The sequence below is a fragment of the Novosphingopyxis baekryungensis DSM 16222 genome, from assembly GCF_000420305.1.
GTDB classification, from domain to species: domain Bacteria; phylum Pseudomonadota; class Alphaproteobacteria; order Sphingomonadales; family Sphingomonadaceae; genus Novosphingopyxis; species Novosphingopyxis baekryungensis.
Map to the genome: position 1 here is coordinate 229,935 of NZ_ATUR01000006.1, position 16,653 is coordinate 246,587.

Here is a 16,653-nt window from a genome sequence, read left to right on the forward strand (position 1 = left end):
GCTCTCTCCTTCGACGGGTGGATCCGGCTTATTGCGTGCCTTCCGCATACCAGGTGCGGAATTTCTCATATTTGGGCATTTCTTCGGAATTGGCCTTGGGGTCGATCGGCACGTGGATCACCGTGGTACCGCCGCGCGCATAGGCCCGCTCGATGGCCGGGCCGATCTCGTCCGCAGTGGCCACGAACTCGCCATGCGCGCCCAGGCCTTCGGCGATCTTGTCGAAGCGAACGCTCTCGCTCCAGTGCGTCCCTGTCTCCGAGGTGCCATGGCCGAAGGTGCGCTTGTAAACGCCCACTTCCAGCCCCCACTGGAAATCGACACCCACCACACACACCAATGGCAGGTTGCAGCGCACCGCCACTTCCAGTTCGGCGATGTGGAACAGGAACGATGAGTCCGACGTGACGAGCATGCCGGGACGCTTTTTCCCTGTTTCCGCCTGATCGGCCAGCATGGCGCCAGTGGCATAGGGAAGCCCTGTACCAATATGCCCGTAATTCTGGTTCCAGATCACATCATGCGGCTTGCACTGATTATAGGTCCAACCGAACACCACGGTCGCGCCGCCATCGCGGATCATGATGCCGTCCTTGGGGAACGCCTTGGTCGCCTCGACAATGAACCGCGATGTGTGGATCGGAACGTCGCCTGTCCCATCGCTCTTGGTCATTACCTCCTCGGCAAGTTCGTCGAGTTCGGCCTGGCCGTCATGCATGAACTTTTTCAGATCGTCGGTCGGCTTCAGACCATCGCCAAGCGCGCGGGTAAGCTGCGGCACCACGGCGCGCAAATCACCAACCAGCGGCACGTCGATCGGGCGGTTGACGCCGATCGCGGTCGGGTCCTGCTGCACATAAATCCACTTTCGCTCGGACTCCAGCGCATGCCAGTGTCGCCACCGGCCGAAATGCACCGGCTCGCCCAATTCGGTGCCGAGCGCGAGGACCACATCGCACCGTTCCACCGCTTCGATCGAAGCATCTGAAAAAACATATTGGAACGTGCGATCCTCGATGCCCTCAATATAGCTGGTGCCACCAGAGGTCTGGATGACCGGACAGTTCATCGCCAGCGCCAGATCGCGGACCGCCGCGCCCGATTGGCTGGTATGGACGGCATGGCCGACCAGCAGGATTGGATGCTTGGCGTTCCTGATCAGTTCGGCCGCCTCGGCGATACGATCTCCGTCGGCGCCCTGGTTGGTCAGGCGATAGCGATGCGGCGGGAGGATATCCGGAACGTCCAGCTCTTCCAGAATGACATTGCTGGGATATTCTACATAGGCCGGACCCGGCGTTCCGGACATGGCCACGCGGATGGCTTCGCGGATCACCTCGTCTGTCTGATCGGCATATTCGATGGCACCGGAATATTTTACCGAATCCTCGATCATCGGCTCCTGCCGCACAAACTGGATGCGGCCCCGCCGTACGCGCCGCTCGGTGACCCGCGCGCGCTGGCCGCCAAGGAAAATGACCGGCGAATTTTCCACCTTACAGCATTGAATGGCCGGCATCATATTGGCCAGGCCCGGCCCCAGCGTGCCGAAGGCCACGGCGGGTTTTCCGGTAATACGGCTGGCCGCCTCCGCCATGAATCCTGCCGATGCCTCATGATGCGGCGAGACCACGGTCCAGCCGCGTCGTTCGGCTTCGAGACACAGATGGACGAAGTTGGGATCGGGAATACCGAAGAGCGTCTTGATGCCTTCCGCCTCGAACAGGTCCAGCATGCGTTTGTAGACGGGCGTTCCGCCCTGCTTGGCCTTCAAGTCGGATGTCGCGGTCATCGGCTTGGGGTCGTCGTAGCTCATCCTGGCTCCTTCGTCGCAGCGCGTTGCGGCGCATGCGTTTGCATGATTATCGTAGATGTCTGTGACACAGAGCGGGGGCATGCCAGCCCGCCCGCCGCGAAACCGCTTCGGCGATGCTCAGTCGGTGTCGATAAGCCTGGGGCCGCCGCTGCCCATGAAATCGGCAAGATTGCGGTGCAGGTTGATGACCTTCTGCTCCTGATGCGGATTGGGTAGCGGACCGCGGAAGCCGGAGCTTTTCATGCCTTTGTGGACATATTGCATATTGTCGAAGTCCTGCTGCAGCACGAGGCCCCAGTTCTCACCCGTCGGATCGGCATGAACCCATTCGGTTTCCGGGGCTTCACCCTCGGGAAACCGTTCGAGCGCATAGCTTTCGAAAATGCACTTGTTCGGATCGTCACCATAAGGGCGCACGCGATAGCACAGCGCAAAAGTCGCGCCGTGAAGGATGTTCTGATTGGGGAACAGTCCCCAGGCCAGGCCGGACTCCTTCTGGATATCCGCCGGGATATCCGGCCAGATCACGCCACGCTTGGCATCGTCTGCCTTGGCTGACTTGATCCAGTGCGCGATGACATCGGCAGACGAAGTGCCCTCGGGCAGCTCTTCCTCCAGGCGGCTCGCCGCGGCGACCAGCGTCTCTGTGGAGGCCGAATAATTCACCGTCTCGTAATTGGTCTTGATCAGCTGATAGGTGGAAATACGCGGATCGAGGCCGCTTTTGCCGGACCGCGTGGTGCCACCGCTGGTCTCTCCGGCATCCTGGTCTCGCACATCGTAACCGGATACCGAATGAAGGCCGAATTGCTTGGAATAGGCATAATAATCGCCGAATTCGAGCAACTGCGTGTGCGTGCCGGCAACATGATAGGGCTCCAGAAACGCTTCGATGGCGACCTTCCAGTTGCAATCGTAGATCGCCCATTGGCGCCATTTGTAACGCATCTTGGACAGCTCGTGCGCTTCCAGCACATCGCCGGCAAAGCCCATCCAGTCCTTCAGGGGAACGGCATCCTTATCCATATTGATATAGATGAAGCCGCCCCAGCTATCGACCTGCACCTCGGACAAACAGGTCATCTCCGGTGTCAGCTTGTCGTGCCAGTCCTGCTGGTCGAGAATATAGGTGTTGTTGCCGTCGCTATCGAAGCTCCAGCCGTGGAAGCCGCAGATGAAACTCTTGCGGTTATTCCCGCGCACATCATGGATCTTGCCGGGCATCATGTCCGGAACCGACACCAACTGGCGGCCGCGGTGCGGGCAGACATTGTGGAACGCCTTGAGCGACCCGTCATCCTTGCGCAGGATGATGACGGACTCGTCGGCCACATTATAGGTCATCCAATCACCCGGATCGGGCAAATCCTCTTCCCGTTCGACCATCTGCCAGATGCGGGGCCACAGGCGCTTCTTCTCGTTTTCCAGATAATCACGGCTGAAAAATGGCTCGGTCGGATAGGTAACCAGCTTCTCGTCATCCATGTCGGACGCGCTGATCACGCGCTCGATTTTTTCCGGTTTATTCATCTCAGGTCTCCGATCGCACCTTCAGTTTGCATCTTCCGGAACACGGACATCCATGCCGGGCATGTCACCAGAATCGCGCCACTCTTTCAGCATGTTCAGAAAGTCATGCCAGCCCGCACCCCATGGCCGGAAAAGCCCCCATTTATGGTCTTTGGCGCCTTCATTATTGAAATAGCTTGGCGGGCAGGCATTCAGGAAAGCCGATTGATCGATCGTCGTCTCTTCGAAATGACGGACATAATCATCCATCGCCTGCTTGCTGGGCTCCACCTGTTCGGCACCGCGCTTGAGCGCCTCGGCGATGATCCAGGCGATATGCTCGCCCTGCCGACCGAACTGCTCGGTCACCGAGGCGTTGAGGCCGCCTTGAATATAGCCGATGAAAAACTGGTTCGGAAATCCATGGGTCATCGTGCCGTGCAGGGTGAGCGGCCCGTCGGACCAATGGTCATATAGCGAGAGGCCGCCGCGCCCCTCGACGCGGTCGATCCCCCAGCGCCGGTCGAGATCGCTCGTCACCTCGAAACCGCTGGCGAAGATGATGCTGTCGCAGGCATATTCCTGCCCGTTGGCGACGAAGCCCCGTTCCGTCAGCCGCTCGATCCCGCGCGTTTCGGACACGTCGATCAGATCGACATTATCCCGATTGAAGGCGGGATAAAAGGCGTCGCTGGAAAGCGGGCGCTTGCACATGAAATAATAATAGGGGCGCAGCGCCTCGGCCGTCGCGCCGTCTTCCACCATTTCGTCCACGCGCCGACGCAGCCGCTCCATGACACGGTGATCCATGATGCTGCGGCGTTTGAGAAACTCTTCCTGATCGATCTGCGGCCAGCCCTCTTCGCCAAGCTCGGCCGCCATGTTGCGGCTGATCTCGGTCCAGAAATCCTGCACCATGTCCTCGTCGTCCGGGCCATAGGTTTCCATGGCACCCTTGTGGAAATTGTCCCGCCGCTGGGCCTGCCAGCCGCTCGGCTGGGATCGAAACCAATCCTCGTCCGTCTCCGGGTTCGGGCGTGCGTCCACCGTGGCCGGGGTGCGTTGGATGACGTAGAGATGTTCCGCATGTTCGGCGAGGCGCGGCACCGCCTGAATGGCCGTGGCCCCGGTGCCGACGATCGCCACCTTCTGATCGCCCAATTTGTCCAGCACGGGATTTTCCGCCGTGCCGCCGGTATAGTCATAATCCCAGCGCGCGGTGTGGAAAAGTCGCCCCTTATACGCATCCATGCCCTGCAATGCCGGCAGTTTCGGCATGTTGAGCACACCATTGGCCATTACCACGAAGCGCGCCTTGATCTGGTCGCCGCGATTGGTCGTCACCTGCCAACGGCTTGTGCGATCGTCCCACACAAGATCGGTAACCTGCGTATGGAACAGCCCCTTTTCGGCAAAACCGAACTGCTCCGCTATCTGCCGGATATATCCCTGGATCTCGCGGCCATCGGCGAACTTTTTGGACGGGAGGAAACCGGTTTCCTCCAGCAGCGGCAGATAGCAGTAGGAATCATTGTCACACTGAATGCCGGGATAGCGATTCCAGTACCAGACGCCGCCGAAATCGCCCGCGGTATCGAGCATGCGAAAATCGGTCACACCCGCCTGCATCAGATGATACGCCGCCAGAACGCCGCCGAAGCCGGCCCCCAGCACGACGACATCGATCTCATCGCTTATCGCTTCGCGCGGCGCGACATCCTGATGCGGATCGCGTGAATAATCGGGCAGATTGGCGCCCTGCGGCTTCACATAATCGCGCTGACCCTGTGGTCGCAAACGCCGTTCGCGCTCCTCAGCATAGCGCGCAACCATGGAATCGACGTCTATCTCTTCGATCGGCGGCACATCGCTTTTCTTCAAACGCATTGCTATCCTCGCATCACTTTGAAACGACGATAGACCAATCGATGCGCGCTGTGTGCGATGTGCGGCCATCGCCCCGGATTATCGCGGCGGCGATAGCGGGCCGTGGCTCTTGCGGCCGGCCATGGCTCAGCCCGCTGCGTGAAACCGCCCGAGGCCGTCCTGTTCGCTCAGCGGCCCCGACAGATCAATCGGACCGCGATATTTCAACGTCCAAGACCGCTCCGCGAACGTCCACTCGCCCGCCGCTTCAACATATCGGTCATGATAGGTGCCGACGGTAAAAAATTGCGTGCCATCCGGCATCCATGCAAATTCGGTCATCGTGACACGGCCTGCTATTGCCTCATCCTCGGCGCGCAGGATCGGCTGCCCGGTTATCAGATGGACATGTTCGCATCGCCCCAGCAGCTGCACGCAGGCTTGCTCGATCGCTTCGCGCCCGGAGAAATCATGGCCCGCGATGGACCATCGTCCCTGGCTGGCAAAGCAGGCCGCGAATTCCTCTGCGTCCTGCCGCCAGGCAGCATCCGCAAAACGTGCATGGAGCTGTCGAATAGCAAAATCAGCGGCGATCATGTCCATGGTCGATCCCTGTTCCTTAGGCTGCATTATCCAGACCGGCGGCGTGACGTGCGGCGATATATCCAAAAGTCACCGCCGGTCCGATGCTCGCGCCGGCCCCCGCATAGACATTGCCCATGACCGATGCCGTCGATACGCCGGTGGCATACAATCCTTCGATCACGGATCCGTCCTGGCGCAGCACGCGCCCGCATTCGTCGGTCACCGCGCCGCCGTAGGTGCTGACATCGCCGGGAACGACCGGCACAGCGTAAAAAGGGCCTTTCGCGACGGTGCCCAGAGAAGGCTCTGCCGAGAAAGGATCGCCCACGAAGCCGCAGCCATCATAAGCGCGCGCGCCGCGATGGAATTGCGCATCCTCTCCATTGGCCACGAAACCGTTCCACTGCGTAATCGTGTCTGAGAGACGGGCTGGGTCGACATCGATGCTGTGCGCCAGCCCCCGGATGCTATCCGATTTGTGCAAATAGCGCTCTTCGATCCAGCGCTTGGGCGGCTTCTTGTCGATAAACTGGCCGGCCACCTGATATTTGGCGGTATATTGGGAGTCGAAGATAGCCCAGCTTGGCACCGCGGGCACCTCGCGATGCCGTTTCAGCATGGTTTCGCAATAGAGTTCGTACGAGCCGCCTTCGTTCATATAACGGACGCCGGACTGATCGACCAAAATGGCATGCGGCTTGCCGGTAAGGCCCTGTGCACCAGGCAGCACATAATTCGCTTCGCTGCCGGGCGAGATCGTGGCCTGGTAACCGACCATCTGGTCCATCTGGGCAAGCTGCGCGCCAATCCGCTCCATTTCCTTGTGCAGATCGCCGGTGTCTCCCTCCGGCACCAGGCTCCATTCCGAATTGGTGCCTGGCATGTATCGGTCACGCATGGCCTGGTTTTTGGCAAAGCCACCGGCATTGACAAGCACGCCGCGCGAGGCACGAATGACCTTCTGCCCGCCATCAACGCTCACGGCGACGCCGACCACGGCATCCTGATCGGTGACCAGCTGCGTCACGGCCGCCTCGAACCTGATCGTGGTGCCGGCATCGATCGCAGCCTTGAACAGGCGGCCCTGCAGGGCGGCGCCCGCGGTCGTAAATTTGCGGCCCAGCAATTTGTCCTTGATGGTGCGCAGCGCCATGCGCAGCATCATCTTGCCAGCTTCCGGATTGGTCCGGCGATGCCCCATCTTCATGGCATCGGCCAAGAGCACATTATATTCGGCAAATCCCTTGCGCAGCCGGCTCTGCATCGGGCCCAATTGCTTCAGATCGAACGGTTCGGCCACCACCGTTCGGGTGGTTTTGCAGCCGCCGGGCAACTCGTCATAATAATCGGGCCAGAATTCCGGGCCCCGCCGCAGCGCCACCCCTTGCGCCACCAGAAAGTCCACCGCTCTGGGGCCTGCCTCCAGAAACGCCCGGCGCTTGGCGGGGCTTGTTCCGGAAGCTGGCGCACCATCGAGTTCCTGCAGGGCATCGAGATATCGCTCGGCCTTCGCAAGGTCATCATCCTCCCCCTCTGCCAGCATGAACGGATTGGCCGGCACCCACATGACGCCACCGGATTTGGCCGTCGTCCCGCCTGCAAATCCGGTCTTCTCGAGGATCAGAACGGAATAGCCAGCCTCTCGCATGACCAGTGCGGAAGCGAACGACCCCGCTCCGCTGCCGACGACAATCCAGTCAAACGTCTCATCAAAGGGGGGCATGATCTGTGGCGATCAATCAGGTTTCTTCGGCAAGGCAATTTCGGCCGTGCCCGTCGCCATCACCGTGCCCGCCTGGTTTTCCATCCGGTGCTTGATGTGGATGAGATGGCGGCCATGCTCGTCAACCGACTTGTCGGTCACTTCGGCAGTCTGGATCGTGATATCGCCCGTCAGTGCCGGGCCGCGATAATTGCCGATGGTGTGCACCACCATGCCGAACTCCCCTGCCCAGCCTGCCAGATAGTCGATGATCCATGATCCCATCGAGGCGCCATATCCATAGCCCCGCGGCATGCCGATCCGGCGCGCCCATTTGGGAAACAGATGGCCACGCGATGGACCGATATAGGCGCCGTCCGTGAGCTCTGGATTGATCAACATCATCCCGGGATCATTTTCATATCCGGCCATTTCGCGCGTGAAGCCCATAGCTTCCAGATCCTGTTCGCGAAACTGCATCGCACCCCATGTGTTCATGTAGAATGCGCGCCATTCGGTGGTGAAGCTGGCAATCGAGTGGGGACCGAACACACGCTCCGGCAGCTGATCGCCCACCGCGATATCATCCCACCAGCGCTCGCCATGGCCAAGATCATGCAGCATCTTGATCCAGCCGAACTTGCGCTCTTCCAGCGTCTGCAGCTCTTCGTCGCTCCATTCCGGATCGTCCGCCTGCTCCACATTGGTGCTCTGTCCGCCCGCTTCCGCGCCGTAACGGATCGTGGTGGAGCGCTGGGTGGCGATCGCTTCGCCGTTCTGGTTGGAATAATGATTGTCGCCGCGTTGAAAGCAGGTTTCCCCCGCAAAGCCGGTTTCCTTCACCGCATAGTCGAAGGGAACGCTCTGCACGGAAATATGATCGCCCGGCTTGATCTGCGGGCCGTTGAACCACCACTCATCCCCGCCGAACAACAGATGCGAATCCGGGATTTTGCCGACGCAGGCCGGCACCGCGCCATGCCCCCCATCACAAGCGATCGCGAAGCTCTGCGGTGCGATGATCCCGTTCCACCGACTGGCCTGCGCGTAATCGGGATCATAATGCAGCAGGTTGGGATAATGCATGGCATGTGCCCAGCGCCGGATATCATTGGTGGCGATCGGCTCGCGCAGCGTCGAGACATCCATGGCCTTGCCGAGATACTGGTCGATATCGCTGAAATCGAGTTTTTGGGTCGCCATGTCATTCCATCCTCTTGATACGGCCCCTTTGGTTGGGCCTCAGGGTTGGCAAGACAAGCAGGCGGGCCGCCTTATCGGTGCAGCGATGCAGACGGCCCGGCAAACAGATCGCGTACCGCGCTCCTGTCCGTCTTGAACGACACCGTGCGGGGCAAGTTGGCAACAAAGCGCCATGCGGCAGGCACATGGGTTGCCGGGAGAGTGCGGCGTATATGCGCTTCCAGCTCTGCCGATGAGGGCGGTTCCAGCCCCGGCTTCAGCACGACGGCGGCGGCAGGAAGTTGCAGGAGCCGCCGATCGTCGATCCCGACAACGGAAACATCCGCGACAGCGGGATGCGTGCGCAGCGCTTCTTCCACCGCCTCCGGCATAATTTTGAAACCGCCGCGCATGATCGCTCCATCGGAACGTCCGTGGAGATACAGAAATCCGTCCGCGTCGATCGTCCCCAGATCGGAGGTGACGATCCAGTCTCCGCCCATGCGCGGGCAGAGCACTTCCACCGTTCCCGACGCGCCGGATGGTGCCAGCGTGCCACTATCCTCATCCCGTATGCGCAGCTTGGCGCCTCCGATGGGGCGGCCGACACTGCCGGACTTTCCAGCACCATAGGCTTCACGCAATGGAAGCGTCATCGCTGACACCGGCCCGCCGAATTCGGTGGCGCCATAGGTTTGCAGAACGGGAATGCCGTACCGATCCTCGAATGTCTTCTGCACTTGCGGATTGACCGGCGCGGCTCCTGTCGAGAAATACCGCAGCGAAGAGAGATCCTCTTCCGGCACGTCGTCGGCGAGGATCATCGCCAGGGCAGCCGGCGGGCCACCACTGGCCTGTGGACGGAATTCCACCACATAATCGCGCCAGTCCGCCACCGTGAAACGCTCTAGAAGGATCACCGATCGGCCGCGCAGAAAGGATGTTGCGAGGGTATACAGGCCGGAAATATTGCTCATCGGAAAACACAGGAGGGTCGGTGGGCCTTCCGCCCCAACGCGCTGCTTGGCCTGCCGGATATAATCCAGCACCACATCATATCCGATGGTAAAATGCTTGGGCGGACCGGTCGTCCCGCTGGTGAGTATTTCCAGCGCCGGGATGGCAGATGCACTCGCTGATGCTGTTCGCGCCGGGCAAATGCATGTGCTTCCATCGTCAGCCAGCGCGATGCCGGCGACGCCTTTTGCGTCGAGGATATCAATTAGCTCGGAGGAGAAATCGTCCCGGTCCATAATGATGGCAGAGACCGGCAGCGCCCGGATCGATGCCGCGACTGCCTCGCCGGACTGAAAGGGATAGACCATGGTCACCCTCCGGCGGGTGGCCATCAACGCCAGGAAGGCCGACAGCGCCGTTGGCCTGTTGCGCGGCGCGAAAGCCACCGCCGCATCGGGCGCCACCCCGGCTTGCAGTAGCTTTTCGGTCAATGCCGCCGCGTGGCGCGCAACGTCCGTCCAGTCTATCCAACGGTCACCATCGCGAATGGCGGGCCCCGTTTGGCGCAATGTCCGACGGCAAATATCGGCCAGGGCATGGGAAGGATCGGCATCGTCCTTGAAGGCCACGATCTGGTTCACTCCTACAGCGCGGCTCGGCACATGAAACGCCGCCGAGAGCCAGGATAGGTTTCCGCTGGCTCTGGTCAAAATGAACGATGTTTGCCGGACCAAGCATCGCCACCGCGCTTCTTTATCGGGCCGCTGGACGCGGCGGGCCTGCGATCTCTCAATTGCTGCGTCACGGGAGGTGCAGCATGACGGTTCTGAGAATAGTTCAGTGGACGACGGGCAAAGTGGGTATGCAGGCGCTCCGTGCGATCATGGACGATCCGCGCCTCGAACTGGTTGGTCTGTTTGCGCACAGCGCCGGCAAGGTCGGCCGGGATGCCGGCGAGCTGGTCGGTCGCGGCGCGGCACATGTAATCGCCACCGCAGACATAACGGATATCATCGCGCTGAAGCCGGACGCCGTGATCTACACGCCGTTCAAGAGCGATATGGACAATGTGCTCCTATTGCTGCGATCCGGCATCAATGTGGTCAGCACCAACCTGTTCATCGATTCCGGCGGCATGACCGGCGATAACCGCGCGCGTCTGCTGGCCGCGTGCATTGAGGGCAAAAGCTCTCTCTTCATAACCGGGGTAAATCCGGGCTGGATCAACATGGTCACCGCCGGGCTGACCTCGGTCTGTCGTCGCGTCGATCACATCAGTGTGCGCGAATCTGCTGACGTCTCCAACTATGCCTCGCGCGAAACCTGGGTAGCGCAGGGCATGGGGCAAACGGAGGTGAATGACGATGTGATCGCGGTGGCGAGAGGCGCGCTCATCTCCTTTCGCGATGCCGTGCTGCGTCTGGCAGAGGCCTTGAGCCTGCCGCTTGATGATGTCGATTTCGAGCTTGAGCACGCAGTCACATCGGAAACGGTCGATCTCGGCTTCATGAGTTTGCCAAAGGGCAGTAATGGCGCCCTGCGCGCCGAGTGGGTTGGGAAAGCCGATGGATGTGAACGGATCCGCCTCAGCGTCTCATGGTATCTAACCCGCGCGCTGGACAGCGACTGGACCTTCGACGACGAGCATTATCACATCGATATCGATGGGGAGCCCAGCATCCGGACGATCATCGATTTCGTGGCACCGGAATGGAAGGGCAGCGACTGGAGCATCCTGACAGCGCTGCCCGCCGTGAACGCCATATCCGCCGTCGTCGCAGCACAGCCCGGCATCTTGGGACCAGCAGACGTGCCTTTGATATCTGCCGCGCGCGCCGCGTGGAGTGGTACGCCGGACTAGCGGTTTCAGGGACCGACCACGATCCTGACGCGGCCGATATTTACCAGCTCGGCATAGGGCGTGCCTTTGGCCGCACTGGCCTGCGTTGTCGCGCGTAGCCCAACAAAGTAGGTGCCGGGACGATCGAACGAGACCGTACGCGTCAGCGTGGCACGCGCTTGGCCGATCGGCAAATCGCGCGGCGCCTCGAAGATACCCTTACCATCGATGTCCCAGCCCGCATCGCTGATGGTGCCGCCACCGGGCGGCGTATCGATTATCGCTTCCAACCGTATCTGCTCACCGCTTCTCACATAAGCGATCATGCCGCCATTGGCGGTAAGGGTTACAGTAGGTTGCAGCCCAAGCCGTTCGTGGCCGCTGCCCGGCACGATCACCTGCCCATTGGCAATGCGATATTGCGAACTTTCCGGCGGCACGATGCCATTTTCCACCCAGTCGGCCAGAAGCCGGAGCGATTGCTGCAATGGCCCCTGATAGGAGACGATACGGCTGGGATCTTCATTGTCCATCTGGTCGCCATGCAAGGCTCGCTCGGTATAATAGACCCTAACCTTGTCGACTTGCGGATTTTGCGCCTCGACCCTGCGGCGGTACCAGTCGGCTTGCCATGGCATGGCCTCACGGTCCCAAAGCGATGCGGCCAAAACCACTTTTTCGCTGCCAAGATCGCCCGTCAATTGGGAGCCCGCTGTCGACTGGACGAATAAGGGCCCGACAATCATCGGCCGCTGCGGATAGATCGGTTCGCCTTTCGCGTCGCGAAACTGGTCCCATACCGGAAAGCCGGACTTGGGCACCTGATGCCGATGGTAGGACTCTATCGCCAGGAAATTGCTGTTATCGACATTGACCATGTCACCCAGCTCGATATCCGCACCGCGCGCGGAGTCGGACAGTCCAAGATACAACGTATTTCCATCGATATGTTCAATCAGAAGCGATTGGACGGTTCCGTCCGCTTTGCGAACGGTCAAGTCGCCGCCCATGAAATAATCGATCACCGGCACCGTATCGAGACGCACACCGACCAGCGTGTCGCCGTCGATGCCAGACAGGAGGCGAAACGCATCGTCGACGCCACCCTTGTTGGCCGATCTGCTTTCCTCGCCAAGGCTGGCGCGCGCCATACGCGCCGTTACCAGTTCGACCACCTTGCCATCGAATTGCACGCGATCGGCTGCAAACAGTTCGGGACGGTCATATCCTAGATAACCGGGCTTGGTCCAAAAATCGGTAAAATAGCTGCCATCGACCTGTTTTATTCCACCATAGAGCGCGGCGAAGCCATGAAGCCCCATGGTTTTCCAGCCAAACCAACTGGCCATCGGGAACCCCATATTTTCGGCCTCGTGCAACACCGTCGCTTCATGCGTGGAGAGACCGGCATAGGCATCGCCGCTGCCTCCGGGCTCCAACGCGTCGACGATCTGCGGGAATTTCTTGCGAAGCACCCGCAGGGCCTGCATCCGAACCGTAAACATGTTCGGGATCGCCATGGTGGATCCGTTGACATAGGGAACGCCCCCATCCCACACGCCTTCCGTGTTCTCCAGGCTGCCGATGGTACGATAGGCGCCCCCCGAACCACCGTAGATGTAGCCATAGATCCGGCGATCCTTGCCATAGAATTGCTGCGCAACATGACGGGAAAAAAGGGCGGCGGCTGCATTGGCGCGATATGCCGTAATGCTGGAATCGGGCATGCCCGCATCGGCGTTTGGTGCGTCTGCATCGACGCCGCCATTCGTCTCGACGAAATAGGCACCGCTCGCAGCCGAGAAACCGATCTTGTTGAACTTGCCCACAGGATCGGCCTGCGCCAGATTTTCATTCAGCGGTACCGGCGTTACATGCTGAAAAAACCGGCCTTCGAAACTGTCGGATGGCGGCAGATAATAAGAAAAGCGGGTCTGGGTTCCGCGAAACCCGCCATGCACATAATAGTGACGTACCGGCGAGGAGCGCCATTCCTGCACGTCAATATAGGGCTGGGCGAACAAAGCATCCGCTGCGCCATATCCATCAGCCGCCACGGTCATCACCCGTTCGCTACTGGCGATGGTGGTCGGCCTCGTCGAACTGGTGGCACAGCCCATCAGCCCACAGGTACCGATCATGAGCGAGGCGACGAATACGCCGCGGCTGTGCCTGACTTTCACCGGGGAACTCTCCCTTCATAGGTACCTGAAAGCTTGGCCGGGATGTCACCCTATAGGGCAACACGCCCGGCCATGCTTACGCGCGGTCAGAATTTCGTTGATACGCCGAACTGAAAAACGCGTCCGATGGTGAGATAGGAGAATGGCACACCCTGTTGCCCAGGCACCGCGATATTGCCGCGATATTCCGGGGGATCCTGATCGAAGATGTTCTTCACGTTGAGCGTCAACGCCAATTCCTCCCCAAAACCCTGGCTGGCCAGATCGAACTTCATGAATGCGTCAAAGGTATGGAAATCGCCAACCTCGGCCTGTGGCACGAATCCAACCGGCGGATTGAGCGTATATCCCTGCTTGAAATTCCAGCTGAGCTGCGCGAGCAGCGGCCCCGCTTCCGCACCGAGCGTGGTTCTGGCGCGCAACCGGTTCTGATTGTTCGACAACACATCCTGGAATGGACCGTCCGCCACATTCTGCCGGTTACGGCTCAGTTCATATGTACCGTTCGAATTGAAGAACAGGCTGGCACCGCCCATGTCCCGGCGGTAATTGACCTGAAAATCCAGTCCATCAATCTTGAAGCCGCCAAAGTTGCGCTTGCGTGCGTCCAGAATGGCGTAAACCCTTGTCGGGTTATCGACCGGTGTGCCGTCGAACACGTCCGCAAGGCCAATGAAGGCATCGAGTTCGGCCTGCGTCGGCGTCGTATCGATGATGAAGCCATATTCATTATAGAGCTGCGCCGGATTTTCGAACGGCGCCAGGCCAATGTAATTGGTGTAGCTGATATTATAATAGGTACCGCTCAGGCGCAGGCCCGGAATGAAAGGCGGATCGAGATCGATCCCGGCCGTGTAGGTCGTGGCCTTCTGCGGCTGGATATCTGGTCCATTGCCGCGAAGGGCAACGATGACACCACCGTTATAATCCGGATAAGGACCACCGTTCGCGGCCTGCAAATTGGTCGGCGGCGCAAGGAATGCGGCCCCCTGCCCCGTCAGCGTGAAAAGCCGCCTGATATCGGCATTTTCATTGTCGGCCAGGCTTGGCGCATTGAAACTCTTGCCCCAGGCACCGCGAATGGCAACCCAATCCACCGGCTTGAAGGTCGCGCCGAACCGGGGATTGAAGGTATCGCCGACATCGCTGTAGCTGTCATAACGGCCGGACGCAGACACAGTAAGCTCCACCCCGCCATCGCCCCGCCACAAGGGCGCAACTATCTCGCCAAAGGCCGACTTGACGTCGCGCGAGACGCCGAAACGTGGCACACCCGGTTGAGCGGGAGCGACGAGCGTATTGCCGACAAATTGCGCGCCTGAACCGGAGAATTGGGCACCCGGGACGGTAAGCCCACGGATGGTGTCGAACGTTTCCTCATAATATTCCAGGCCGAATGCGGTCTTGATCCAACCAGAGCCAAGTTTGAACAGATCGCCATCGATCACAGCGCGGAAGTTGGTGAACTGCTGACGCGTTCGCCCGAAATTATTGTAGTTGGTGATGATCCCCAGGGCCGCAGGATCGCTATCGGCCGGGTTGAACGGGTTGAACAAGCCAGCTGCAATCGCGTTGTTCAACGCTGACTGGTTGAGTTCATCGGTCACGACGGTTGTGGTGCTCTGACCATAATTGCCCAGGAAGCGCGCCTGAAAATTGCCGTCGACATCGTAGGTGAATTCCGAAGAAAGACCCCAGGTATCGAGCTCGATATCCGTCTGCGCCCGGTCGTCCGGGCCAATCTGGAAGGATACGTCCTGAATATAATCCACGCCGTTCGGGCTGCCGGGCACGAACGTCGGACGTCCGCCGACGATGCCGCCAAAACTGAACGGATTGAATGGGCTGACAAATGCCGGAATACCCAGGCTGCGGGCCGTTCCAGCGAAAAATGCCGGTACGATGATGCGGGAATCCCGCAGCGGCCCGACGGCAACTTCCGTCTGCCGGTTGGTGTAGAAACCGCGGATGTCCACTGACAGGTCCGCGCTCAAATCCTGGCTTAGGCCAGCAAACACGCTGTGCCGTTCCGACGCCGGAACAACGGCCGCAAAATCGCTGGTGTCGCAATCGTTGACCGGACCTCCATTGACGCCAACCACGGTGCCCTGCGGCGCGCCCAGCGAACCGGCAAGCGCGCGAATATTTCCCGGCGAGCATTCGAGGGAACGAAAGCCGTTATCGCTCGGAAACTGTTGAATGAAATCCCGGTCGCGGCCGAGAATCTCATCATTCTTGGCATAGGCATAAGATGCAAACAGCGAGCCGGTGCCCCAATCGCGACCAGCAGTGACATTGGCCGTCCACTCGTAATAATCGTCTGCAAAGCTGTAGGCGCCATTCACCTTCACGCCGTCGAAGCGATCGATGGTGACGAAATTGAGCACGCCGGCAACGGCATCGGATCCGTAAATGGCCGAACCGCCATCCGGCACGATTTCCAGTCGGCTGATGATGCCCGGCGGAATGATGTCCGGATCCGGTGTCGTCGAGCCGAGGCCCATGCCGACCGTGCGATGTCCATCGACCAGTACCAGCGTCGTCGAGCCACCGGCGGTGTTGAACCCGGGCAGTGCACGCAGATTGGGCCGATTGACGGCAACCTCGGGACTTGCTGCGAGCGGTTGCTGTACGCTGTTGAATGCGCCGAGCTGCGGAATATTCTCGAACAATTGATTGACCGTGTTGGCACCGATGGCCTCGATATCTTCATCGGTTGTCGCCAGAACATTGGCGCCCGCCGGTGCGATACCGCGGATCAACGTGCCCGTGACGACGATCTCCTCATTGGCCGGATTGCGAACCTGCCCTTCCGTTCCGGCAGCGGGATCCTGATTGGTCGCTTCGGTGCCTTCCTGCGCCATCGCCGCGCCAGGTAACACAAGAGCCGCCGCTGTACCGCCAAGCGTGACCGAACAGAGCAATGCTTTACGAAGTGCCTTCATATAGTCCCTCCTAAATCGCGCCTCGGTTGCCTGAGAGGAACCCATAGTCCTGGTCCCGGCCCGAAATC

10 protein-coding genes are annotated in these 16,653 nt (G+C 60.1%); 1 reads left to right on the forward strand and 9 read right to left on the reverse strand.

The features are described from left to right. Positions 1-28: 28 nt before the first annotated feature. From G410_RS0111705 to G410_RS16560, 7 genes are all read right to left on the reverse strand, one after another. On the reverse strand, positions 29-1,816 hold the full coding sequence (locus tag G410_RS0111705; RefSeq protein ID WP_022673846.1) for a thiamine pyrophosphate-binding protein: 1,788 nt from the start codon (positions 1,814-1,816) through the stop codon (positions 29-31). A gap of 117 nt (positions 1,817-1,933) precedes the next feature. Then, positions 1,934-3,346 (reverse strand): aromatic ring-hydroxylating oxygenase subunit alpha, encoded by a 1,413-nt coding sequence (locus G410_RS0111710; protein ID WP_022673847.1) that lies wholly within the window; start codon positions 3,344-3,346, stop codon positions 1,934-1,936. Positions 3,347-3,367: 21 nt separating this feature from the next. Further along, the gene (locus G410_RS0111715) at positions 3,368-5,212 is read right to left on the reverse strand and encodes a flavin-containing monooxygenase (RefSeq protein ID WP_022673848.1); all 1,845 of its coding nucleotides are present in this window, start codon (positions 5,210-5,212) and stop codon (positions 3,368-3,370) included. Positions 5,213-5,338: 126 nt separating this feature from the next. Further along, entirely contained in the window at positions 5,339-5,794 is a 456-nt protein-coding gene (locus G410_RS0111720) for a nuclear transport factor 2 family protein (protein WP_028971385.1), read from the reverse strand. A gap of 16 nt (positions 5,795-5,810) precedes the next feature. Next, positions 5,811-7,499 (reverse strand): FAD-dependent oxidoreductase, encoded by a 1,689-nt coding sequence (locus tag G410_RS0111725; protein WP_022673850.1) that lies wholly within the window; start codon positions 7,497-7,499, stop codon positions 5,811-5,813. Between the two features lie 12 nt (positions 7,500-7,511). After that, on the reverse strand, positions 7,512-8,681 hold the full coding sequence (locus G410_RS0111730) for an FAS1-like dehydratase domain-containing protein (RefSeq protein ID WP_022673851.1): 1,170 nt from the start codon (positions 8,679-8,681) through the stop codon (positions 7,512-7,514). 71 nt (positions 8,682-8,752) lie between these two features. Continuing rightward, positions 8,753-10,246 carry a class I adenylate-forming enzyme family protein gene (locus tag G410_RS16560; protein ID WP_156851942.1) on the reverse strand — a complete coding sequence of 498 codons (1,494 nt, stop codon included), beginning with the start codon at positions 10,244-10,246 and terminating at the stop codon, positions 8,753-8,755. Positions 10,247-10,434: 188 nt separating this feature from the next. Between G410_RS16560 and G410_RS0111740 the strand changes: the two genes are divergently transcribed. Then, on the forward strand, positions 10,435-11,478 hold the full coding sequence (locus tag G410_RS0111740; protein WP_022673853.1) for an NAD(P)H-dependent amine dehydrogenase family protein: 1,044 nt from the start codon (positions 10,435-10,437) through the stop codon (positions 11,476-11,478). A gap of 5 nt (positions 11,479-11,483) precedes the next feature. Here the strand turns inward: G410_RS0111740 and G410_RS16565 are convergent, their stop codons facing one another. Next, entirely contained in the window at positions 11,484-13,640 is a 2,157-nt protein-coding gene (locus G410_RS16565) for a hypothetical protein (RefSeq protein WP_022673854.1), read from the reverse strand. Positions 13,641-13,726: 86 nt separating this feature from the next. Then, positions 13,727-16,585, reverse strand: a complete 2,859-nt coding sequence (locus G410_RS0111750) for a TonB-dependent receptor plug domain-containing protein (RefSeq protein WP_162604093.1) — start codon at positions 16,583-16,585, stop codon at positions 13,727-13,729. Positions 16,586-16,653 lie beyond the last annotated feature (68 nt).